General features: G+C 72.0%; 13 protein-coding genes and 4 pseudogenes. 11 read left to right on the top strand and 6 right to left on the bottom strand.

Annotation, left to right across the window (positions count from 1 at the left end):
• The first annotated feature begins 189 nt into the window (after positions 1-189).
• The 5 genes from ACH4UM_RS39075 (at position 190) to ACH4UM_RS39095 (ending at position 7,308) form a co-directional block, all read left to right on the top strand.
• Positions 190-2,499, top strand: a complete 2,310-nt coding sequence (locus tag ACH4UM_RS39075; RefSeq protein ID WP_398190600.1) for a helix-turn-helix domain-containing protein — start codon at positions 190-192, stop codon at positions 2,497-2,499.
• A gap of 355 nt (positions 2,500-2,854) precedes the next feature.
• Positions 2,855-3,763: a D-alanyl-D-alanine carboxypeptidase family protein gene (locus tag ACH4UM_RS39080; RefSeq protein WP_398190603.1), complete on the top strand. Its 909-nt coding sequence runs from the start codon at positions 2,855-2,857 to the stop codon at positions 3,761-3,763.
• Positions 3,760-4,797 carry an endonuclease/exonuclease/phosphatase family protein gene (locus ACH4UM_RS39085; protein ID WP_398190606.1) on the top strand — a complete coding sequence of 346 codons (1,038 nt, stop codon included), beginning with the start codon at positions 3,760-3,762 and terminating at the stop codon, positions 4,795-4,797. The genes ACH4UM_RS39080 and ACH4UM_RS39085 overlap by 4 nt, the downstream gene beginning before the upstream one ends.
• Before the next feature lie 359 nt (positions 4,798-5,156).
• On the top strand, positions 5,157-5,903 hold the full coding sequence (cseB, locus tag ACH4UM_RS39090) for a two-component system response regulator CseB (protein WP_398190609.1): 747 nt from the start codon (positions 5,157-5,159) through the stop codon (positions 5,901-5,903).
• A 1-nt stretch (position 5,904) separates the two neighbouring features.
• The gene (locus ACH4UM_RS39095) at positions 5,905-7,308 is read left to right on the top strand and encodes a sensor histidine kinase (protein WP_398190612.1); all 1,404 of its coding nucleotides are present in this window, start codon (positions 5,905-5,907) and stop codon (positions 7,306-7,308) included.
• A gap of 348 nt (positions 7,309-7,656) precedes the next feature.
• On the opposite strand, the gene ACH4UM_RS39100 is transcribed toward ACH4UM_RS39095, so the two are convergent.
• Both ACH4UM_RS39100 and ACH4UM_RS39105 read right to left on the bottom strand, forming a co-directional pair.
• Positions 7,657-8,727: a hypothetical protein gene (locus ACH4UM_RS39100; RefSeq protein WP_398190615.1), complete on the bottom strand. Its 1,071-nt coding sequence runs from the start codon at positions 8,725-8,727 to the stop codon at positions 7,657-7,659.
• Between the two features lie 131 nt (positions 8,728-8,858).
• A pseudogene (locus ACH4UM_RS39105) lies at positions 8,859-9,014 on the bottom strand (D-alanyl-D-alanine carboxypeptidase); the annotation flags it as partial.
• 1,142 nt (positions 9,015-10,156) lie between these two features.
• Here ACH4UM_RS39105 and ACH4UM_RS39110 point away from each other — a divergent pair.
• The 6 genes and pseudogenes from ACH4UM_RS39110 to ACH4UM_RS39135 all read left to right on the top strand — a co-directional run.
• Entirely contained in the window at positions 10,157-12,736 is a 2,580-nt protein-coding gene (locus tag ACH4UM_RS39110; RefSeq protein WP_398190617.1) for a SpoIIE family protein phosphatase, read from the top strand.
• Between the two features lie 1,053 nt (positions 12,737-13,789).
• A pseudogene (locus ACH4UM_RS39115) lies at positions 13,790-14,875 on the top strand (alkaline phosphatase family protein); the annotation flags it as partial.
• 69 nt (positions 14,876-14,944) lie between these two features.
• Positions 14,945-15,649: pseudogene (locus ACH4UM_RS39120) on the top strand (chitosanase); the annotation flags it as partial.
• Between the two features lie 12 nt (positions 15,650-15,661).
• Positions 15,662-17,065 (top strand): MFS transporter, encoded by a 1,404-nt coding sequence (locus tag ACH4UM_RS39125; RefSeq protein WP_398190620.1) that lies wholly within the window; start codon positions 15,662-15,664, stop codon positions 17,063-17,065.
• Positions 17,062-18,048 (top strand): hypothetical protein, encoded by a 987-nt coding sequence (locus tag ACH4UM_RS39130; RefSeq protein ID WP_398190623.1) that lies wholly within the window; start codon positions 17,062-17,064, stop codon positions 18,046-18,048. Before ACH4UM_RS39125 ends, ACH4UM_RS39130 begins: the two co-directional genes overlap by 4 nt.
• A 330-nt stretch (positions 18,049-18,378) precedes the next feature.
• A pseudogene (locus ACH4UM_RS39135) lies at positions 18,379-18,711 on the top strand (serine hydrolase domain-containing protein); the annotation flags it as partial.
• A 177-nt stretch (positions 18,712-18,888) separates the two neighbouring features.
• Here ACH4UM_RS39135 and ACH4UM_RS39140 read toward each other — a convergent pair.
• From ACH4UM_RS39140 to ACH4UM_RS39155, 4 genes are all read right to left on the bottom strand, one after another.
• Entirely contained in the window at positions 18,889-20,595 is a 1,707-nt protein-coding gene (locus tag ACH4UM_RS39140; RefSeq protein WP_398190626.1) for a PucR family transcriptional regulator, read from the bottom strand.
• Between the two features lie 174 nt (positions 20,596-20,769).
• Positions 20,770-21,882 (bottom strand): o-succinylbenzoate synthase, encoded by a 1,113-nt coding sequence (gene menC / locus ACH4UM_RS39145; protein ID WP_398190629.1) that lies wholly within the window; start codon positions 21,880-21,882, stop codon positions 20,770-20,772.
• Positions 21,879-22,697: a GNAT family N-acetyltransferase gene (locus ACH4UM_RS39150; protein ID WP_398190632.1), complete on the bottom strand. Its 819-nt coding sequence runs from the start codon at positions 22,695-22,697 to the stop codon at positions 21,879-21,881. The genes menC and ACH4UM_RS39150 overlap by 4 nt, the downstream gene beginning before the upstream one ends.
• Positions 22,670-22,879, bottom strand: a complete 210-nt coding sequence (locus tag ACH4UM_RS39155; protein ID WP_398190635.1) for a hypothetical protein — start codon at positions 22,877-22,879, stop codon at positions 22,670-22,672. Before ACH4UM_RS39155 ends, ACH4UM_RS39150 begins: the two co-directional genes overlap by 28 nt.
• Position 22,880: the final 1 nt, after the last annotated feature.

Genomic DNA, 22,880 nt, shown 5'->3' on the forward strand with positions numbered 1-22,880 from the left:
CTTCCCCGGTGGCCGTCCGCCGCGGGTGTGTCGGCCGGGTACGAATGCCTGGAGGGATGTCCCGCATCCGTCTTCAGTCGATCACTTTCGGTACCCCTTGCCCAGGCGGTTCTCCCGGCAGAAGTACCCTCGGCCATACTTCTGCCGGGGCTCGCAGCCGGACGAGCCGAATGATCGGGGACATGGACGGTGCGCGGCGGCACGCCTTTCGCGGGAGACTTCGGGCAGCAGTTGCGGAACCTGCGGGTCCGCTCCGGTTTGAGCCAGGAGGCGCTGTCGCATGCGTCCGGGGTGAGCGTCAGGGCGCTGGCCGACATGGAACGCGGGCGCACCCGGGGGCCGCAGCGCCGTACGGTGCAGGCGCTGGCCGAAGCGCTGGGACTGGACGACGCCGGGGCGGCGAGACTGGAGAAGTCCGCCGCCGCCGGCCGCCCGCGCCTCGGGGCGGCCACCACCCCGGCGGGCTCCGGCCCCCTGGCCCTGCCGCGCGACGTCCAGGACTTCACCGCGCGCGGCCCGGCCCTGGCCCGGCTGCTGGAGCTGGCGCAGGACCCCGATCCGGGCCGGCCGGCGATCACCGTGGTCGCCGGGCAGCCCGGCCTCGGCAAGACCGCGTTCGCGGTGCACGCCGCGCACCACCTCGCCCCGCACTTCCCGGACGGGCAGTTCGCCCTGGACCTGCACGGCATGGATCCGGAGCCGACCACCCCGCGGGACGCGCTGGCCCGGCTGCTGGGCGCGATGGGTGTCGCCGACGCGGCGATCCCGTCCGGCACCGACGACCGTGCCGGCCTGTGGCGGTCCCTGGCCGGCGAGCGGCGCATGCTCCTGCTGCTGGACAACACGGCCGGCGAGTCCCAGGTCGGCCCGCTGCTGCCGAGCACCGGGCCGTCCCTGACGATCGTCACCAGCCGCCACGCCCTGGCGGGTCTGGAGTCCGTCCACCGCACCGATCTGGCGCTGCTGCGGCGCGAGGAGGCGGTGGAACTCCTGAGCCGCATCATCGGCCCGGACCGGGTGCAGGCGGAGGCGCAGGCCGCACGCGACCTCGCCGACCTGTGCGGGCACCTGCCGCTGGCCGTGCGGATCGCCGGCCAACGGCTCCTGAGCCGGCCGCACGAACGCCTCGGCAAGCTCGTCACCCGTCTCACCGCCGAGGCCCGCAGACTGGACGGCCTCCAGGCCGGAAGCCTGCAGGTGCGGGCCGCCTTCGCGCTCTCCTACCGGCAACTGCCGCCCGACTCGCGGACCTTGCTGCGCCGTGCGGCGCTGGCCGCCGGAGCGGACTTCAGCCCCGAGACCGGCGCCCTCCTGTCCGGCCTGACCTACGGCGAGGCGGTCTCCTGCGCGGAGGAACTGACCGACGCCGGACTGCTCCGGAGCGATCCCGCCGCCGAGCGGTACAGCTTCCACGACCTGCTCAGGCTCTACGCCGCCGAGCAGGTCGATGCCGAGGACGGTCCCGAGGTCCGCGACGCCGCCCTCGACCGGACCGCGCACTGGATGCTGCGCCGGGCCACCGCCGCCGCGCTGCACTTCGACGTCGACCACGAGCGGGCCACGTCGCGCAGCGACCCGGACCCGGACGGAGCGCCCACCGGCCGGGAAGAGGCACGGGCCTGGCTGGAGGCCGAGCGGGCCCAGTGGCTCGCCGCCCTGCGTCGCGCCCACGACGCCGGCTGGCACCGGCAGGTCCTGGACACGGCGCAGGCGATGCACTGGTTCTCCGACCTCAACCAGCACTGGGAGCAGTGGGTGGAGGTCTTCCGGCGGTCCGCCGACTCCGCGCACCGTCTGGGCAGCAGGCAGGAGGAGGCCGTTCACCTCAACTACCTCGCCTGGGCCCACAACCTCTGTCTGCACGACCCGCGCGCCGCCCTGACGGCCGCCGAGGGCGCGCTGGCGGCGGCCCGCGAGTGCGGGGACGGACTCCAGCAGGGCTGGGCACTCGGCTACGCCGCGGGCGCCCTGCACCGGCTGGGCCGTACGCAGCAGGCCCAGGAGCGCCTGCGCGAGGGGGCCCGCTGCCTCAGCTCGCAGGAGTCCCCGCAGGGCCGGCTGGCCGAGCTGACGATTCTCAACGCCCTCGGCACCCTGCTGCGCCAGACCGGCCGGGCGGCAGAGGCGCTGGACATCCACCGCCGCAGCGAGCGGATCTGCCGCGCGGGCGTCCCGGGCCGGACGGAGGAGGTGATCGCGCTGTACCACGCGGTCGCCCGGCAGCAGATCGGCAACGACCTGGCGGCCCTGGAACGCTGGCACGAGGCCGAAGCGCCGCTGCGGCAGGCCCTCGCCGCCTTCGACGCCGCGCAGATGCCGGTCTGGTCGGAGCAGGCCCGGCTCGACCTGGGGCAGGTGCTCGGCGCAACAGGGCATCCCGAGGCCCGCAAGACGCTTCTCGCCGCCCGCGACGCCCTCGCCGCGCTGCGAAGCCCGCGGCAGGCCGAGGCCGCCGAGGCGCTCGCCGCACTCGACGAAGCCGGGGCCCGCACCACGTAACGCAGGAGCAGGTGCGGACCGCCCACCACGGCGGCCGCGACGACCGGTTGCCCGAAGGACAGCGTCGGGGCGGGGCACTGTCCCGTCCAAGGCGGCGGCAACGGTCAGCTCAGCGGTGGGGTCCTCGGGGACGGACTCGATGGCCGACAGCTGCCGATACCCGGCCGACACACATCCGCGCGCTGCCGGATACGGGATCATGCTCGGCCGGATGCAGTGCTTTCCGAGGCTTGGTGGCGTGCGCGGTTCCCGCGTGCACCACGGGCTTGGGAGAGGCGGTTGTTCAGTGAGGGCTGATGAAGCGTGCGCTGCCGCGACGGGCCGGCCGCCGCGAAGCGGCTGGATCCGGGGCAGGGTGCTGTGCCGTTCGGCCGCGATGCTGGCCGTGGTCGCGGTGGGCGGCTGGCTGGTGCTGTCCGCCGGAGCCGACGGCGGTGACGGCTCGTCGGACGCCGTGCCGTGGCCGAAGGACGGGCAGACGAGCATCGAGGTGGACGGCGTCGGCAGTGTGGGCAGGACCGGCGGACACCACCCGGTGCCGATCGCCAGCGTCACCAAGGTGATGACCGCGTACGTGGTCCTGGAGGACCACCCGCTCAAGGACGGGGAGGGTGGGCCTTGGATCACCGTCGATGAGACTGCGGCGAACGAGTCCTCCTCGGGCAGCGAGTCGACCGCCCGGCTCACGGCTGGGCAGCGGCTGTCCCAGCGTGAGCTCCTGGAGCTGATGCTGCTTCCGTCTGCCAACAACGTCGCCCGGCTGCTGGCCCGTTGGGATGCGGGCAGCGAGCAGGCGTTCGTCGAGAAGATGAACCGCGCGGCCGCGGAACTCGGCATGGCCGACACCACGTACGCCGGGGCCAGCGGCATCGAGTCCTCCACCAGGAGCACGGCGGACGACCAGCTCAAACTGGCCCGCAAGGCCGTGGAGCTGCCCACGCTGCGCGCGGTGGTCCGCATGCGCACCGCGACGATCTCCGGTGTGCCCGGCCCGGTCACCAACACCAACCGGCTGCTGGACCGGCCCGGGGTCATCGGGCTCAAGACCGGGTCGAGCACCCCCGCGGGCGGCAACCTGATGTGGGCCGCCGAAGCGTGGGCCGGTACGAAGCGGTACCTCCTGCTCGGAGTCGTACTGGGCCAGCGTGCCCACACCACACCCGCGCAGGGCCTGACGGCCGCCCTGGAAAGGAGCGGTGACCTGATCGGTGTCCTGCAGAAGAACCTTCCCGCGGTCCTCGACTCCATTGGGGGACGGGTATGACCGTGCTGCTCGGCCATGCGGGGGACGATGCCGCGAGCCGGTCCGCGCCGGCTGTACGGGAAGGCACGCACCGCAACGGGATCCGGTCGGGCACCAGGCCCCCGACCGGCGGCACGGGCCGGTGGCGGCGTGGACGACTGATCGCCGTGGCCGCCGTACTGACAGCATGGCTCATGCTCGCTCACGCGTGGGTACCGAACACGTTCGGGCACCTCGGCAGCCTGCTGGAGACCTTCCTGCCGTGGCTGGGGGCAAGCGTGCCCGTCCTGCTGGCACTGGCGCTGGTGCGGCGGTCTGCGACCGCTGCCGTCGCCGTCCTGCTTCCGGCCATCGTGTGGTGCTCGATGTTCGGTGGCACGGTCGTCGACAAACGCTCTGACGGCGGGGACGTGACCGTGCTGACTCACAATGTCAGCGCCGAGAACCCCGACCCGGAAGGGAGCGCCCGCGAACTCGCAGCCTCGGGCGCCGGCCTGATCGCCCTGGAGGAGCTGACCGCGAAGGCGGCACCGGTGTACGAGCGTGTCCTGGCTGGGAGCCATCCGTACCACACGGTGCAGGACACCGTCGGGCTGTGGAGCAGGTACCCGCTTCATGACGCGGCACCGGTCGCGGTCATGCGGTGGAACCGCGCCCTGCGGGCCACCGTCGCCGCGCCGAAGGGACCGATCGCCGTGTACGCCGCCCATCTCGCGTCGGTACGGGCGCACCTGGGCACGGGATTCACCACGAGTGAGCGCGACAAGTCGGTCGGCAGGCTCGCCGACGCCGTACGGGCCGAGCCGCTGCCCCGCGTCCTGGTGGTGGGCGACTTCAACGGCGCCACCGACGACAGGGCGCTGCGGCCCCTGACCGCGCAGCTGCGATCCGCGCAGGAGGCGGCGGGCGACGGCTTCGGGTTCAGCTGGCCCGCCGCGTTTCCGGTGGCCCGGATCGACCAGATCCTGACCAAGGGCATCGCTGCCCTCTCGTCCTGGACCCTGCCGCGCACCGGCAGCGATCACCTGCCCGTCGCGGCCTCCTTGCGCCTGTGAGGGCTCGACGTGATCGGCAAGGCGGACGTCCGGCGCCCTGCGCGGGCACGCATGCCAGGCGACCTGCCCAGCGGCTCACGAGCCGGTACCTGACCAAGTGGTGCGATCACAACCAGCGGCCCGCACATGTATCCGCCGCGCCACCGGAACCCGCGCACGATGTCCAGCTCGCGACCGGTGCACCCGCTTCACCGCGACGGTCGGCCCTCACCCTCGCCCCGCGGACCGGCACGCCGTCCTCGAACGCGCCCCGGCGACCGGACCACCGCAGGACCGCCGGTGTGCGCCGAAGCGGAACAAGCCCGGGGCGGCAGCGGATACCGTCGTGCAGAACCGGACGACAGGCTTCAGGTGACGCCATGCCACAACACGACAGCAAGCCGGTGGGACGGGCCGACGGCGCCGCCCCCGCTCCCGTGCACGTTCTGCTGGTGGAGGACGACGAAGCGATCCGCAGGTCCCTCGCAATGGCCCTGGAACGCTACGGGTACCGGACTTCGGCGGCGCCCGACGGGCTGACCGGCCTGGAGATGTTCCGCGACGGGCACCCCGACCTGCTGCTGCTCGACGTCATGCTGCCGCACCTGGACGGCATCGGACTGTGCCACCGGGTCCGTGAAATGAGCCAGGCGCCCATCCTGATGATGTCCGCGCGCGGCGACTCGCTGGACGTGGTGGGCGGTCTGGAGGCGGGCGCCGACGACTACGTGGTCAAACCCGTCGACACTTCCGTCCTGCTGGCGCGCATCCGCACCCTGATGCGCCGGGCCACCTTCACCACACCCTCCGCCACGGCCGATCAGCCACTGGACGACAACGGCAGCGTGCTCACCTTCCGCAACCTCAGCGTCGACACCCGGTGTCTGGAAGTGCGGGCGGGCGGACGGATCCTCGCACTCACTCCCACGGAACTGCGCCTGCTCCTGGAGTTCGTGTCCGCACCCGGCATCGTCCTGGAGCGGCAGACGCTGCTGCGCAGGGTGTGGGACTACGGCTGGGACAGCGACAGCCGAGTCGTCGACCTGGCGGTGCAGCGCCTGCGCAGGAAGATCGGTACCGATCACATCGAGACCGTCCGTGGTTTCGGCTACAAGTTCCGGCGCTGAGATGAGGCACCCCACCGCCCCCGGAACCGGCACAGCCCCGTCCGCCCGCACCGCGGTCCACCGCGCTCCACCCGGCAGCGCGCTGCGGCGCCTGGTCGATCCGCGATCCCTGCGCTGGAAGATCACCGCCGCGGTCGCCGCCGCGGCCTGTGCGATGGCGTTCGGCATCGGAGTCCTGGTGCACCGCAGCACCGAGGGCCGTTCCATGAACATCGGCCGCGCCGGCGCCCTACGCGAACTGCAGGCAGCCGAGAAGGAGTTGCGCAGTCACCAGTCCGCGGGCCGCAACCCGCCGGAGTCCGGCTACGTGACCGGCGACCACATACCGGATCAGCTGCGCGACCTGCTCGGCTCCCAGTCCGGCCCTGTGACCTGGTACGACACCAGGAAGCCGGCGCAGGGAGCCTCCATGTGGGCGGCCGGCCGCATCGGCGGCACCGTCATGGCCGTCCAAACAGACATGACCACCGACCTGTTCAGCCGGCAGGCACTGGACCGTCACATGAAGTACGCGGCCATCGCCACGCTCGCCGTCGTCGTTCCCCTCACCCTCCTGGCCGCCGAACCGGTGCTGCGCCGTCTGCGCCGTGTCGCGGCCACCGCCCGCCGTATCCGGCACGGCGAACTCGACGCGCGCACCGGGAGCCGGCACCACGACGAGATCGGTGAGATCTCCTCGGCCGTCGACCACATGGCCGACGCCCTCAGGGAACGCCTGCGGGCCGAACAGCGCTTCACCGCGGATGTCGCCCACGAACTGCGCACCCCCCTCACCGCCCTCGTCACCTCCGCCTCCCTCCTGACCGAGGGCGAAGCCACCCACCTCGTACGCGACCGCGTACAGGCGCTGCGCACCCTGGTCGACGATCTCCTGGAGATCTCCCGCCTCGACGTGGGGGCCGAGCAGGCCGAAGCCCAACGGGTGCCTCTCGGTGAACTGGTGACGGAATCGATACGACGCACCGATCTCGAGACACGCATCCTCGTGACCGGACAACCGGTCGCCCGGACCGACCCCCGCCGACTCGCCCGCATCGTCACCAATCTGGTCCTCAACGCCCACCGCCACGGCAGGCCGCCGGTGGAGGTCACCGTTGACGCCACGAGCATCGTCGTACGCGACCACGGCTCCGGCTTCCCTGCGGACCTCCTCGCCTACGGCCCCCAGCGCTTCCGCACCGGCGCGGCCGAACGTGGCCGCGGCCACGGCCTCGGCCTCACCATCGCCCTCGGCCAGGCCCGGGTCATCGGCGCCCGCCTCACCCTGACCAACACCACCCCCAACGGAGCCATCGCCACCCTCAGCCTCCCCCCGGGAAAGGGGCCGGAGTTCAGCGTCCTTGAGTCGCTGCACGGTGCAGGCGGCGGATCCGGCCGCGTCCTGGGCGAGTCACCTCGCCGGTGACCGTGTTCAGTGCGGCCAGGAGCGCGGTGAGCGCGCGGCCGGGAGGAACGAGACCCGACTACACTCGGGCAGCGTGACCGCCCGATCTTCCTGGGAGGCGACGGGTGACGACCGACAACGAGGATGGTCCACCTCGCCGTCGGCCGCAGGCGCCGCCCGCCGGCCTTCGTGCCGGCTCGGCCGGGCCGCGGACGGCTCGCAGTTCACCCCGTGCTGAGGAGGATGCGCGTTCGCGCCCTGTCAGCCGCCCCGCACCCGGCCGGACGCGACCGCCGGCGCCAGGGCCTGCGCCTGCCACGGCGTCCGGCGGAGCGGCGCTCCCCGGTGCCGCTCCGGCGGGACGAGGTGTCAGGAGCAGGTGACGGTGCCCTTGCGGATGGCGTGGTCGTCATCGTTGGAGTCGTCGGCCCAGTAGACGGGCTTGGAGCCGTTGACGCATTCGTCGGCTCCGGCCAGGGTGAAGCCCTCGTTGTTGAAGTTGGGCATGCCCTTGGGCCGTTTGAAGACGGCGGTGACGGCGAAGTTCCCGGACGTGTTGACCTGCATGGTGCGGTGCTGGCCGTTGCAGTTGTCGTCGCACACGACCCACAGACGTGAGGCCTGCGGTTCCCACTGCAGTTCCATCACGCCGTCCATGCCGCTGCGGATGGAGGCGATGCGGGTGAAGGCCCCGGAGTCCTGGAGGACGTAGCCGTAGACCATGGCGGTGCCTTCGACGCCGAGGAAGAACACCCCGCCGGTGTGGGAGCCGTAGGCGCCGGGGTTGTAGGCGGCGCCGGTGGAGGAGTCCTTGAAGCCGGCCGCGGTCAGGGAGCTGTCGGGCACCCAGGTGATGCCTTCGAAGCCGAGGTTGGGTTCGACCGAGGGCAGGTCGGAGGTGAGGTTCCACTCCGTGGTGGCGGTCAGCGATTTGGCGGTTTTGGAGACGTCGTAGCGGAGCACGGAAAGTCGGCTGGTGTCGGAGTCGTCGCCGTTGCGTTCACTGGCCAGGTAGACGCCGGCTTTGGAGCCGGCGCCGGTGACGGTGACGCCCTCGTCATCGGGGGTGCCGGAGCCGTCCGGGTAGTGGACCTCTTTGCCCGAGGTCCAGCCGCCCTTGGTGTCGGGCTTCCAGCCACCGGAGCCGTCGCGGACCAGGCGCCACAGTTTTCCGCTGTTCTGCGCGCCCCACATCACACCGCCTTCCTGATACAGGCCGCTGAGGTCTTCGCCGAACACGTTGGAGGCGTCGGCCGTGGACACCTTGGCGCTGCCCGGCCAGGCAACAGACTTGGTCGGGTTGCCGGACGGTGTGGTGGTGCTGGCGTTGGCCACCAGGGGAGCGACGACGGCCACGACGCCGGCGAGCGTGGCACCTATCGCGACCTTGAGGCGGACGCGCGCGGACGCGCGCCGGTGGGACGAAGTTGTTCCACTCATGGGGCTGGGCTTCCTTTCGGCGCGGGGACGCGCGCGGCGTGCGTGCGGCCCGCACGGTGAGAGTTGCCAGGGATGGACACAAACGGCGCAACTGTGTCGAGGTCCGCGGGCTCGGGCGTGGGCCGCGCGCCCGCCAAGCAGCCGTTGACGGTCGCCGCGAGGTCGTCCATGGCGTCTTTGATGGCGTTCGGGTCGGCCGTGGAGCCGTTCTCGACGAAGGAGAACACCTTCCACTTGCCGTCATTGCCCCGTGTCAGACCGCTCAGCGCGTACTCCGAGCCGAGCGTGCGTGGTCGCCGCGGGCACGGCCTTGGCGACGGCGGAGCCCCGGCCCAGACCGGTTCCCATGCCATTCCGCCGGCGCTTGCAGTGCCGGTGCCGGCTGCCCGAAAAAGTGTCCTCGGACGTATCGGCAGTTATTTCGGTCATGGGAATCGGAGGCTTTCAGGAGTGGGGGCCCTGGGAGCAAAGAAAGCAAACGCAACCCTAGAAGGCGCGCCAGTGGAGCACCATCCGCAGAACTACCTACCTGTGAGCTGCCGCCGCATCGCTCATGCGGCAATCGGAACATTTCGCCGCTGGTGTCTTTCGTCCTGGGGCAAGCGGGTGGATGAGGCTCAACCTCGGGTGTGGACACGGGGTTTGAGGCGATGAAGGACAGCGCACGTGATGGGATCAGCTGTTGTTCGAACTCGACTGGCGTGCGGGAGCCGAGGGCGGAGTGGCAGCGGCGCCGGGTTGCAGCAGTCCGGCCAGGGGAACGGCTTCAGCCGTGTCTGCGCCTTTGAGTGAGGCGTCGCGGCCGTGGTACAGCACCAATACTCCGGCACCGCCGGCCGCACCGAGAACTGCCGGACAGGTGTCTTCGCCGCCTACGCCACGAGCACCGGCCGCGCGTTGGTGGACCGGGACAGGCCGGCCGCTTCGCGCGCACATGCTGAACTGGTCGTGCTCGAGCCGGTTGAAGCAGCGCTCGACGACATCACGGGGCCGGTGGGCCGCCCGGTCGAGCCGTACGGGCCGGGTGCTCGGCGATCTCGGCGGGGCCGAGCCGCCCGGGCAGCCGCTGCCCGGCCCGGGGCCCGCCCGACGATCCGGACGGGTGGCGGCACGTCGGGCAGGTACCCGCCGAACACATGCGGCCACGCAGCGTCAGTCACACCGGGGTGTATTCTGCGTTTAGCGCCGTAGCCGAATATTTCCCGGTCGGGAAGTGGTGCAGTTGCCAACCAACCATCGCAGCGAAGAATTCACCGCCCGTAGCCGCGAGCGGTTTTTCTCCGGTGAGCAGGTCGGTGTCGGCCTACGGAACGAAATCCTCTCCTCTTGGCGCCGCTGCCGGGCACTCGGACTCACCCCGGGAAATGTCCAGGCCGCCTACCAAGGAGAACCCGATCTCGACACCGAATTCGTTCACGCGGCACTGCCGGTGTACGACAGGCTGGTCGCCGAGATCTCCGGGGCGTGGGCAACCGTCACCCTCGTCGACAGCGAGGGAGTGGTGCTCAAATGCACCCCGGGCAGAGAGCAGGTGACCCGGTACCTGGAGGAGGTCGGCGGCAGCACGCCCGGCTTCAGCTTCCGCGAATCGCTTGCCGGGACCAACTCCATCGGGCTCGCCCTCATGGACAGGGGCATCGCCCGCGTCGTGGGCCACGAGCACTTCGCCGACTCCTGGATCGTGGAAGACTGCGTCGCCGCTCCGGTGCACGATCCGTTCAGCGGACGAATCGTCGGAGTCCTGGATCTTGCCCTCCGCAGGACCGAGGCCGCCGCGCTGCAAGAGGAAGTCATGGTCCGCAGGGCCGCCCTCGACATCGAACGCAGACTGCTGGAGGGGAAAACGGAGCGGGAACGTGCCCTGCTGCGGGCGTACACGGACGCGGCACACCGCGCCCGGGCCGGGGAGGGTAACCGCATCGACCTCGCATCACCGGCCATGGACAGTCTGAGCAGGGCCGACCGGCTCCTGCTCGACGAGAAGGCGCTGGAGCTGATCGCCTCAGGTCAAAGGGCGGCCGCCGAGGTCCCCTTGTCCAGCGGCCGCGTGGTCACACTCCTGGCCGAACCGGTGGCCGAAGGACTCGACGGCCTGGCGGTCGAAGCGATCCTCCCGGCCGAGTCGGCCTCCGCCCCGGTGCACTCGGCAGGACGTCAACCCCTGCAGCGGCCGACATCCCGGCCCTCCGGCCCCGAAAACCACGCTCTCGAGGCACGCGAATCCGGCCCCTCACCCTCCGCTCCCGCGCCCGACCGTGCCGCCTCGGCGCCGGCCGCCCGTACGGCCGACGAGGGCACCTCCCGATGGCTGCAGGCCGTCGGTGAGCCCAGCGCCGGCCGTTCCGCCGTCATCGCACGCAATCGCCTGCAGCTTCTGCACGAAGCCAGCCGCCGCGTCGGCACCACCCTGGACGTGATCCGCACCGCCGAAGAACTCACTCAGGTGGTGACCGACCATTTCGCCGACGCCGCCACCGTCGATCTCCACCCCGCCGTACTCAGCGGCGACGACCCCTCGCCGAGCGACCCGCGGGTGCACCGCGCCGCGGTGAGCGGACAACACGACATCCCCTTCTACGCCGCAGGCGACCAGGTCGTCTTCGAGCCCAACACTCCGCAGGCCAGATGCCTTGCATGCGTCTGCCCGGTCATCGAGCAGGACCTGACAGCCGCCGACAGCTGGGCGGCCCAGGACCCCGAACGCGCCGCAAGAATCCTCGACCAGGGAATCCACTCCCTCATCGTCGTCCCCCTCACCGCCCGCGACACCGTGCTCGGCGCCGCCAGCTTCTACCGCGCTCAGGGCTCCGCCCCGTTCGAGGACGACGACCTCTCCCTGGCATCGGAACTCGCCACCTCCGCCGCGGTCTGCATCGACAACGCACGCCGCTACACACGCGAGCGCACCGCGGTCCTCGCCCTTCAACGCCGCCTGCTGCCCGAGGTCCTCCCGGAGCACACCACCCTCGAAACCGCCCACCGCTACCTGCCCGCCCACGCCGCAGTCGGCGGGGACTGGTTCGACGTCATCCCCCTCTCCGGCACCCGCATCGCCATGGTCGTGGGCGACGTCGTCGGCCACGGCGTGCACGCCGCCGCTGCCATGGGCCGCCTTCGAACAGCCGTCCACAACTTCTCCGCCTTCGACCTCGCCCCCGACGAACTCCTCACCCACCTCGACAACCTCGTGGACCAGATGGTCACCACAGACCAGCGCGACGCCGACGTCCTCATAGGAACCACCTGCCTGTACGCCGTCTACGACCCCACCACGCGCCGGTGCAGCCTCGCCCGCGCGGGGCACTTTCCCGCCGCCCTCGTCCAACCCGACGGCACGGCCACCTTCCCCGAACTCCCCGCAAACCCCCCACTCGGCCTCGGCGGACTTCCCTTCGAAGCCGTCGACATCGACCTGCCCGACGACAGCCAACTCGTCCTCTACACCGACGGACTCTTCCAAGACCAGCAGCACGACGTCGACGTATCCATGGAAGACCTCCGCCGAACTCTCGCCCACCCCGGCCGCTCGCCGGAGCAGACCTGCCAGGCCGCCATCGAAAAACTGCCCGCCCCCCAGTCGCGTACCGACGACATCACCCTCCTCGTCGCACGCGCCCACGGCCTGCCTTCCCACCACATTGCCAGCTGGAACCACCTGCCCGCCGACCCCGCCATCGTGCCCCTCATCCGAGCCGCCGCCACCAAACGCCTCACCGACTGGCACCTGCAGGACGCCATCTTCACCACGGAACTCATCGTCACCGAACTCCTCAGTAACGCCATCCGCCACGCCACCGGCCCCATCCATCTGCGCCTCCTGCGTGACAAGGCCCTGGTCTGCGAAGTCTCCGACGCCAGCAACACCTCCCCCCACCTCCGCCAAGCCGCCACCACCGACGAAGGCGGCCGCGGCCTGTTCCTCGTCGCGCAACTCGCCCAACGCTGGGGCACCCGCTACATCCCCCGGGGGAAGGTCATCTGGGCCGAACAAGCAGTCCCACCACCCTGAACGAACACCAGCACCACCGTGGCCTGAACAGGGAGGACGGCGACCTCACCGCGGCCGACAAGCCCGCGCGTACTGCGTCACCCACCAAGAGCGACCGGAGGGGAGCGGTGGCACGGGGACGTCCGGCCCCTGACCACGCCCGCCCCTACGAGGGGTGACCTGCACAGATTCCGCGACGCCACTACCAGGACCGGCCGGGGAGCCACCAGAGGCGGATAGCGCTTGGTGCGGCGGTCGCGTGGAGTGCCTGTGGCTGACCGCGATGACGGGGTCCGCGGCCTGTGGATCCTTCTCGCTCGCCGGGTACGGCGATCGGGCCGGGACTCGCGTCGACGCGCCGGCCGTTCCGCTGTTCGTGCCAGGCCTGACGGGCGCATCACAACCGTGAGCGAGTCGGCCGACGCGCTGCACGCTCCGGGGCGCCTGAGCGGACCGGGGCTGCGGTCGCCACGCGGCTCAGGCCCGCCCAGGCTGGTAAGGAAACTTTCCTAACAGATAAATACCGTCGCTGTTGTGGTCCCGTCAAGACTGCGCGCGGAACCCGGCGGGACCGTTGACAGACCCGTGCGGGCGGGCGTACCAATTCGGTCGGCGGCCTGGCGCGGAAGTTCCGAACCGACGCGCTCACCGCATCCCATGGCCATACCTGCGGCCGGATGCCGGTGCCCCGGCCGTCGGCGGCCGTATGCCGCTTCCAGCCTGATTGCCGCACAGGCCGTTCCGCAGCGCCCGCCTCGGGGCGCCCGCCGGACCGCCGCCTGCCGCAAGTCGCCCAGGCGCTGCTCACCCCTGTTGCACGCGGGCGCCCCCACGCCCCTCATCAAGGAGTTCAGCATGACGCCCACCAGACGCCGGCTGCGACGGACCACTGTCGCGGCCGGCGCCAGCACCGCGCTGACCCTGCTCGGTCTCGCCACCGCCCCGGCGAGCCCGGCGGCGCCGACCTCGCAGGCCGCGAGCGCCGAGACCACGGCCACCGCCGACGCGAGCGGTGTACCGAAGCTCGACCACGTGGTGGTCGTGACGGAGGAGAACAAGTACTACGAGAACGTGATGGGCAGTTCCAATGCCCCGTACATCAACTCCCTTGCCAAGCAAGGGGTCTCGTTCACCGACTTCCACGGCATCACCCACCCGAGCCAGGGCAACTACGTGGCGCTGTTCTCGGGTTCCACGCACGGCATCGACGACGACGAGTGCCCGTACGACTTCAACGACGACAACCTCGGCAACCAGCTCCTCACGCACGGCGGTTCGTTCATCGGCTACTCCGAGGGGCTGCCGTCCGACGGCTCGAAGGACTGCGGGGACAACGACGACGGAGGCTACGCCCGCAAGCACAACGGCTGGGTGGACTTCAAGAACGTCCCCGCCTCCTCCAACCTGCGCTTCGACCGCTTCCCGACGGACTACAGCAAGCTGCCCGACGTCGCGTTCGTGACCCCCACCCTCAACAACGACATGCACGACGGCACCGTCCGGCAGGGCGACGACTGGCTGCGCAAGCACCTCGACGGCTATGTGCAGTGGGCGAAGACCCACAACAGCGCGCTGATCGTCACCTGGGACGAGGACGACGGCGACGACAACGTCAACCACATCCCCACGTTGATCGTCGGCGCCCACGTCAAGCAGGGGTACACCTCCACCGCCCGCGGCGACCTCTACTCGCTGCTGCGCACGCTGGAGGACATGCACGGGCTGCCCGCACTCGGTTCGGCCGCCTCGCGCAAGCCCCTCACCGACATCTGGGACACCGGCGGCACCACCCCGCCCGGCGGCTCGGCGAACATCGCGCTGAACCGGCCGGTGCGCACCTCGTCGACGGAGAGCAGCGCGTTCGCCGGGGCCAAGGCGGTGGACGGCGACCCGGCCACCCGCTGGGGCAGCAAGGAAGGCTCCGACCCGCAGTGGATCTCGGTGGACCTCGGCGCCGACACCGACATCAGCCGCGTGAGGCTGACCTGGGAGGCGGCCTACGGCAAGGCCTACAGCGTCCAGACCTCGCAGGACGGCTCCACCTGGCAGACGGTGTACTCCACCACCACAGGCAACGGCGGCACCGACGACCTGGCGGTGACCGGCCACGGACGGTACGTACGCGTGTACGGCACCAAGCGCGGCACGTCGTACGGCTATTCGCTCTACGAGTTCGAGGTGTACGGCAAGGGTTCGACCACCCCGCCGTCCGCCCGCACGGGCAAGAACCTCGACGACCCGGCCAAGAAGGAGATCGCGATGGAGCTGGTCTCCAGCGCGGAGAACTCCTCACTGGACTGGAAGGCCCAGTACACCTACATCGAGGACATCGACGACGGCCGCGGCTACACGGCGGGCATCATCGGCTTCTGCTCCGGAACGGGTGACATGCTCGACCTCGTCGAGCACTACACGGACCTCAAGCCCGGCAACGTGCTCGCCAAGTACCTGCCGGCGCTGCGCAAGGTCAACGGCACCGATTCGCACGCCGGGCTGGGCGACGCCTTCGTCCGCGACTGGCACAAGGCCGCCAAGGACGCCGTCTTCCGCCGGGCCCAGGACGACGAGCGGGACCGGGTGTACTTCAACCCGGCGCTCAAGCAGGCCAAGGCGGACGGGCTGCGCGCGCTCGGCCAGTTCGCGTACTACGACGCGATCGTGATGCACGGCCCCGGCAACGAGGCGACCAGCTTCGGCGGCATCCGCAAGCGGGCCCTGCGCAGCGCCAAGCCGCCGTCCCAGGGCGGCGACGAGGTGAAGTACCTCAACGCGTTCCTGGACGCGCGGGTGTGGGCCATGAAGCAGGAGGAGGCCCACAGCGACACCAGCAGGGTCGACACCGAGCAGCGGGTCTTCCTGCGCAACCACAACCTCGACCTGAATCCGCCGCTGCGCTGGAAGGTCTACGGCGACTCCTACGAGATCGACGGCTGAGGAAAGGCAGCGATGTACATCTCGTCGAGCCGGGCCACCACCCCGGCCGCCGATCAGCCGGGGCCCCTCGGGGCCCCGGCGCCCGGGCCGGGGCCGGGAGGACGGCGCCGGGCCCGCACGCCCGCGGGCGTGGCCCCCAACGTGCTGGCGCTCGGAACAGTCAGCCTGGTCACCGACGTGTCGTCGGAGATGATCACCGCGGTGCTGCCGATGTACGTCATCTTCACGCTGGGCCTGAGCCCGCTGCAGTTCGGGGCGCTCAACGGCATGTACGCCGGTGTGACCGCGCTGGTGCGGCTGGCCGGCGGGCACGCGGCGGACCGGTGGGAGCGGCGCAAGCTGGTCGCGGGCGGCGGCTACGCGCTGTCCGCGGCGTGCAAACTGGGTCTGCTCGCCGCGGGTTCGTCGGTCCCCCTGCTCGGCGCGGTGATCGCCGCCGACCGCACCGGCAAGGGGCTGCGCACCGGCCCCCGGGACGCGCTGATCTCGCTGAGCAGTGCACCGGCGGAGCTGGGCCGTGCCTTCGGGGTGCACCGGGCCATGGACACCGCCGGGGCGTTCCTCGGGCCGCTCCTGGCGTTCGCCCTGCTGCTGGCCACGCCCGGCCGCTACGACACGGTGTTCGTGGTGAGCTTCTGCGTCGCCGCCCTCGGGGTCGTGGCGCTCGGGGTGCTGGTGCGGGAGCCGCGCCGGGCCCGCCCGGGCGAAGGGACGGCCGGGGCCGGGGGGCGGGCCGGGCTGCGTGACGTGCTCGCCCTGCTCCGGCGGCGGGACTTCCTGCGGGTGGGCGGCGCGGCGGTGCTGCTCGGCGCGGTCGTGCTCGGCGACCCGTTCGTGTACCTGCTGCTCCAGCAACGCCTCGGCGTGTCCGAGGAGTTCTTCCCGCTGCTGCCGCTGGGCACGGCCGGCGCCTACCTGCTGCTGGCCGTGCCGCTCGGGCGTCTCGCCGACCGGTACGGGCGGCTGCGGACATTCGTCGCCGGGCACCTGAGCCTGCTCGCGGCCTGTGTGCTGCTGTTCGTCCCGCGGGCCGGCCTGCCGCTGGTGGTCGTCGTCCTCACGCTGCACGGTGTGTTCTACGCCGCCACGGACGGGGTGCTCATGGCGGCCGTGGGCCCGCTCGTCCCCGCGCGCCTGCGGGCGGGCGGCCTGTCGCTCATCCAGACCGCGCAGTCGGTGGCCGCGCTGGCCTCCTCGGTGCTCTTCGGGGCGTGCTGGTCCCGGTGGGGCCTGCACACCGCGCTGATCCTGGCCCTGTCCGCCCTGGGCACGGGAATCGCCCTGGCGGTGTGCGTCCTGCCCCGCCGGACCTGGAAGGAAGCCGCCGAGAGCAATCCCGCCGGGAGGGACAGCGCCGGGGCGGACCCCGCCGACGCACCCGAGCCCGGTCGCAACCCGGAGGAACGCCCCGTATGACCACCAGAAGACGCTTGTGGACCCTGTTGGCGGCCGCGCTGCTCGCGGCCACCGCCGCCACCGGGTACGTGTGGCACGCACGCGACACCGCCGACGCGGCCGCGACGGGCACGTTGCGGCTGGACACCACCGGCCGGATCCTCTTCCGGAACACCGCGCCCGGCGCCGGATTCGGCCGCATCGCCTCGGTGGCCACCGGCCGGCCCGGCCAGGCACGCACCGTCGGCGCCCTGGCCTGCGACCGGGTCTACGCCGCCCACGGCACCGGGGTGTGCCTGCAGCGCACCGGACCCGTTCCCGGCACGTCCGTCACGGTGCTCGACCGCGCGCTGCACGGGGTGCGCCGGCTGCGCACCGCGGGCTTTCCCAACCGGGCCCGGGTCTCGGGTGACGGCGCCATGCTGTCGTGGACGATGTTCGTGCGCGGCGACTCCTATCTGCGCGAGGACTTCTCCACGCGCACCGGCATCCTGGACACCCGCACCGGCCGGCTGACCGGTGACATCGAGCGCATCCCGCTCACGCTGGACGGCCGGCCGTACCGGGCGGCCGACGTGAACTACTGGGGCGTCACCTTCGCCGCCGACGACACCACCTTCTACGCGACCGTGCGCACCTCGGGCCGCACCTACCTGGTCAGGGGCGACTACCGGAAGTGGGCCGCGCGCACCCTGCGGAGCAACGCGGAGTGCCCCTCCCTGTCGCCGGACGGGACCCGGCTGGTGTTCAAGAAGCGGGTCAGCGCGAGCGCCAACCGGCCGTGGCGGCTGTACGTGCTGGACCTGGCGACGATGCGGGAGAGGCCGCTCGCGGAGGCGCGCAGCGTCGACGACCAGGCGGCCTGGCTGGACGGCCGCACGGTGATGTACGGGCTGCCGCGGCACGGCGGCGGCTGGGACGTGTGGGCGGTGCCCGCGGACGGCGGAGGAACTCCCCGCCTGCTCATCCACGACGCGAGCTCCCCGGCCGCACTGACCGGCTGACGACGACTCTCCGGCAGCACCGCCTGGCTGAACGGAACTCCCCCGCAGCGCCGGCCGGCGCACGCCAACTCCCCTGCGCGGCACCGGCCGATACGGCACAGGCTCTCCCCCGGCACCGGCCGGCTGACGCGAACTCCCCCGCGCGGCCGGCCGGCTGAGTGCTGCCGGCCCGCGCCCTGTGACGGGCCGGCGCGCCGCACGCCGCACTTCTCGCGCAGATCGGCCTTGCGCACATTGCCGGACACCGTCACCGCAAACGAGTCGAGGATCCGCAGCGGCTCCGGACCCGTTCGGCGCGGCGGACGAACCGGTGGGCCGCTCCTGGTGGCAATGGACGAAGAGGGCGGTTTCGGCGGGTTCTATGCTCAACCGGAGTCGAGCAGGAGGAACGCCGTGCCGAAGCCGGAGGAACTGGAGGAGATCGGTGCGTGGTTGCGGCACCGGTTGCCGGGGCTGCTCGCCGAGAGCCGGGTCCCCGGGGCGGCGGTGGCGGTCTGCGCCGGCGACGAGGTGGTCGAGGCGGCGGCCGGGGTGCTGAGCACGGCCACCGGTGTCGAGGCCACGGTCGACTCGCTCTTCCAGGTCGGCTCGGTCACCAAGGTGCTGACCGCGACGCTGGTCATGCAGCTCGTCGACGAGGGGAGGCTGGACCTCGACGCACCGGTGCGGGCCCACCTCCCCGGGTTCCGGATCGCCGACGAACGGGCGGCGGAGCGGATCACGGGGCGCGTGGCACGCGGAGCTCGTAGGACCAACAGGGCGTGCAGCGCGGGGGGCGCGACCTGCTGCCGGGACTGCGAGGCGGGACTGCGAGGCGGGGACGGGAACGGCGTGGGCGGCTCAGTCGTCCCGGGCCGACCTGAGGGACATCAGCCGGAGCTGAATCATGGCGGACAGGCGCGCCCCCGGGTCATTGAGGTCGATGCCGCCGACCTCGGCCGCGCGCCGCAGCCGGTAGCGGAACGTGTTGGGGTGCACGAACATCGCGGCCGACGCCACGGCCACATCACCGAAGGCGTCCAGCCAGCTGCGCAGTGTCTCGACCAGGCTGGTCTGGCACTTCCGGTCATAGGCGACGATCCGGGCGACGGCACCGCTCGGCAGGTCCCCGCGCGGGACCAGGTCGGCGAGTTCGAGGAGCAGTGCCTCGGCATGGACGTCGTCCAGCCGGGCCACCTGCTGCCCGGCGGCGGCTTTGGACCGCAGGACGCGCAGTGCCCGGTCGGCTCCGGCACGGGACCGGGCCAGGTCCGAGTTGTCGGCGGCGAGCGGGCCCACTCCGATCAGCGGGCGCAGGCGGGAGCCGACCCGGGCCAGGAACTCGGAGGCGATGCCGGCCGCGCGTTCCTCGGCGTCCTGTCCGTCCCGCCCAAGCCGTGCGTCCTGTCTTCCCTGCCGGCCCGGCGGGAGGGGCAGGATGCCGTAGGCGACGTCGCCGATCAGCGCGGTGACGGCACGCGGGTGCACGGCGGACAGGTGCATGGAAAACGCGTCGGTGAGCCGCTTGCGTTCGGCGGCGAGCCGGGCGGGCAGGGATGAGCCGGTGTCCGGGTCGACGACGGTGAGCGCGAGGACCGTTGCGGGTTCGTCCTCCAGGCCCAGGCGACGGATCGCCTCCAGTGCCGCCGGCCCGCTCTCCAGCGCGGTGGCCAGCAGTTCCGCGCGCAGCCGCCGCTCCATGTCCGCGTCGGCCCGCTGCGACACCATGTGCATCGCGACGAGCTTGGACGCTTCGTAGAGGGCCTGGCTGCGCACCTCGTCCAGGGGCTCGGGGGCGACCACCCAGATCGTGCCGAGGATCTCGTCCCCGGCGCGTACGGCTATGGCCGCGCGGGGCAGTTCAGACGGCTCGTGGGAGTCGTCGACCACGGGCAGGGAGTCCACGAAGACGGGCCGGTCACTGCGGTAGATCGCCTGGAAGACCCCGCGTTCCTCCAGGATGCGGGTGTAGTGCTCGGGGACCTGACGGCCCAGGATCGTCTGGATGCGCGAGGGGTCCACGTCCTCCTGGCGGCTTGAGAAGGCCAGCAGGCGGGAGTTGCGGTCCTCGATGGTGACGGGCGCATCGAGAAGCGCGGCGATGGCGTTGGCGACGGCGAAGAGGTCGCCGGACCCGGCGCGGCCGGATGCGGGGGCGCCCGCGTCGTGGAGGCCCCCGTTCTCGGCCGTGAGGGTGCGGAGCATCCCGGCCAGGTGCGTCCACGAGGCGCCGCGGGCGAAGGCGAGGACCACCACGCCCGAGGCGCGCGCCGCCGCGACCAGCCGTTCGTCGGCCACGACGGGCGCGCGGACCACCAGGGCGGCGGCACCGTGGCGCCCGAGCCGGGTCACGACCCGCGCGATGTCGGCGGGGTCGTGCAGGCCGACCCCCATCACCAGGGCGTTGCCGGGGAGTTCCGGTTCGTCGAGCGGGTCGTGGATGACGATGCCGCCGATGGCTTCGACGCGTTCGACGTCGCCGCAGACCACTTCGAGCAGGGTGCTGCCGAGTTCCTCCAGGACGCGTCCGAGGTTGGCCGGCGGGATGCTGGTCACGGGGATGAACACGGGGCCGAAAGTAGCGCGGCCCCGGTGTGTCGTTGTTCGTCGCACATGACGAAATAGCTCCACTTCTTTCGTCGAACGGGACATCCGCCTTGGTGATTGCCGTACTCGCGGTGGTCACACGCGCGGTCGGAGGGTCGGGGAGGTGGGGGCAGGGGCGGGGAATCAGGGCGGGTGTCACGCGGCGGGAACGGGCACCCAGGTCGTCGCGGTCGTGACGGCCTCCAGCACGTCCGGGATCGGGGTCACGCCGATCCCCGGCCCGGTCGGCACCGCGAGTCGCCCGTCCACCAGGCGGAACGGAGGAGTGATGTCGGTCCGGTAGTAGCGGTCGGATGCCGAGGTGTCGCCGGGCAACACGAACCCGGGCAGGGCGGCGAGCGCGAGGTTGGCGGCCCGGCCGACCCCCGTTTCGAGCATGCCTCCGCACCAGACGGGCACCCTGTGGGCCGCGCAGACGTCGTGGATCCGACGGGCCTCCAGGTAACCGCCCACCCGGCCGGGCTTGATGTTCACCACCCGGCAGGCGCCGAGCGCGATGGCGTCGGCGGCGGCTCGGGCGGAGACGATCGACTCGTCGAGGCAGATCGGTGTGGTCAGGCGCGCGGCGAGTTCCGCGTGCCCGATCAGGTCGTCCTCCGCCAGGGGCTGTTCCAGCAGGAGCAGGTCGAAGGGGTCCAGGCGGGCCAGGTGGCGGGCGTCGTCGCGCCGGTAGGCGGTGTTGGCGTCGACCTGGAGCAGGATGTCGCCGAACCGCTCGCGCACGGCGCGGACCGGCTCGACGTCCCAACCCGGCTCGATCTTCAGCTTGATGCGCAGGTAACCGGCGTCCAGATGGACGGCGACCGCGTCGAGCAGGGCGGCGATCGAATCGGTGATTCCCACGGACACCCCGCACGGGACGGTCTCGCGGACCGCGCCGAGGGCGTGCCCGAAGGAGACGCCGCGGGCCCGGAGGTCCGCGTCCAGGACCGCCGTCTCCAGTGCGGCCTTGGCCATGCGGTGGCCCTTGAAGGGGGCCAGGGCCGGGGCGACCCGGTGGGCGTCCAGGTCGGGCACCCCGGCCAGCGCGGGGACCAGGAAGCGGGTCAGGACGTCGGCCGCGGCGTGGGTGTACTCCGAGGAGTACAGCGGTGCGGCGCCCGCGCCGCACTCGCCCCAGCCCTCGGCCTCGTCGGTGACCACGCGCACGAGCAGCGCCTCGCGCACGGTCTCGGTGCCGAAGGAGGTCCGGAAGGGTGACACGAGCGGCACCTCGACGGTGCGCATCTCGACTCCGGTGAGCTTCACGACGCCGTCCCCGTCGCTCGTCCGGCCGCTGCTCGTCCTCTTCTGGCTTGCCCGGCTGTGGCCGTTCCCGCCGGGGCTCGCCCGGCCGCCGTTCCTCCGGTCGCCACCGGTCCGCTCGCCCGGCGGTCCACGACGTACCAGCCCGCACGGTCGAAGCCGCGGACCCGGGCCCCCTCCGTGAACAACCCGCCGAGGACCTCCCGGACCGCCGTACGCCACTCGGCGGCGCGCGCCGGGTCACTGACGCGCAAAGCCTCGACATCCTCGGGGACGGCGACGAGCACGGTCGACGCGTCGGTACGCCCGGCGACCGGCCCACCCACCGCCGAGGCGCCCAGCCCCACGACCGCGCCCGCCGCCCGGGCGACCCCCGCGTCGGTCAGCCGGGGACGGCCGGCACCGGCCAGTTCGGCGTCGGGCGACTTCAGCCGCCAGCTCACCAGGATCCGGTCGCTGTCGTCGCCGCGGTTGATGTCATCGGCGATCGGGCCGTAGAAGTCCGGCAGGTACTCGGACGGGTCGGCGGCCAGCTTGGCTATGTTGAAGTACGCGTTGCGGCGCACCAGCGGGTCGTACGTCCAGCAGATCTCGTCGGCGCCGCGCTTCATCGCCCAGGCGCGCTGGTGAAGCTTGAGCGCGAACCCGACGCTGCGCCCCCGCAGGTGCGGCAGCACCCCGGCGATGTGGCTGTGCAGGGACCCGCGCGCCGGTGGGGTGAAGAAGCCGAAGCAGGCACCCACCAGTCGGTCTCCCTCGAAGGCGCCGCTCACGTAACTGCCCGCCTTGGTCATCGCGCGCAGCAGGTCGGCCGCCACTGGGGGGGGTTGTTCCCGCCGGTGCGCCAGACACGCTCGTACAGGCGTTGGACGGCTCCGAGTTCGGCCATGCCGTCCAGGGTGCGGATGTCGACGCCCGCGGTGCGCGCGGCGGCCTCGGCCGCGGCGCAGGCCGCGTCGACGGGCGGGGACCCGTTGCGGTCGCGGAGGAGATCGGTCACG

Origin of the sequence: Streptomyces sp. NPDC020801 (assembly GCF_044334385.1) — a bacterium.
In the GTDB taxonomy this organism is placed as follows: domain Bacteria; phylum Actinomycetota; class Actinomycetes; order Streptomycetales; family Streptomycetaceae; genus Streptomyces.

Excerpts from the sequence above, each read along its gene's own strand:
- ACH4UM_RS39085 (WP_398190606.1), top strand. The coding sequence starts at position 3,760 with ATGACCGTGCTGCTCGGCCATGCGGGGGACGATGCCGCGAGCCGGTCC.
- cseB (WP_398190609.1), top strand. The coding sequence starts at position 5,157 with ATGCCACAACACGACAGCAAGCCGGTGGGACGGGCCGACGGCGCCGCC.
- ACH4UM_RS39095 (WP_398190612.1), top strand. The coding sequence starts at position 5,905 with ATGAGGCACCCCACCGCCCCCGGAACCGGCACAGCCCCGTCCGCCCGC.
- ACH4UM_RS39100 (WP_398190615.1), bottom strand. The coding sequence starts at position 8,727 with ATGAGTGGAACAACTTCGTCCCACCGGCGCGCGTCCGCGCGCGTCCGC.
- ACH4UM_RS39125 (WP_398190620.1), top strand. The coding sequence starts at position 15,662 with ATGTACATCTCGTCGAGCCGGGCCACCACCCCGGCCGCCGATCAGCCG.
- ACH4UM_RS39130 (WP_398190623.1), top strand. The coding sequence starts at position 17,062 with ATGACCACCAGAAGACGCTTGTGGACCCTGTTGGCGGCCGCGCTGCTC.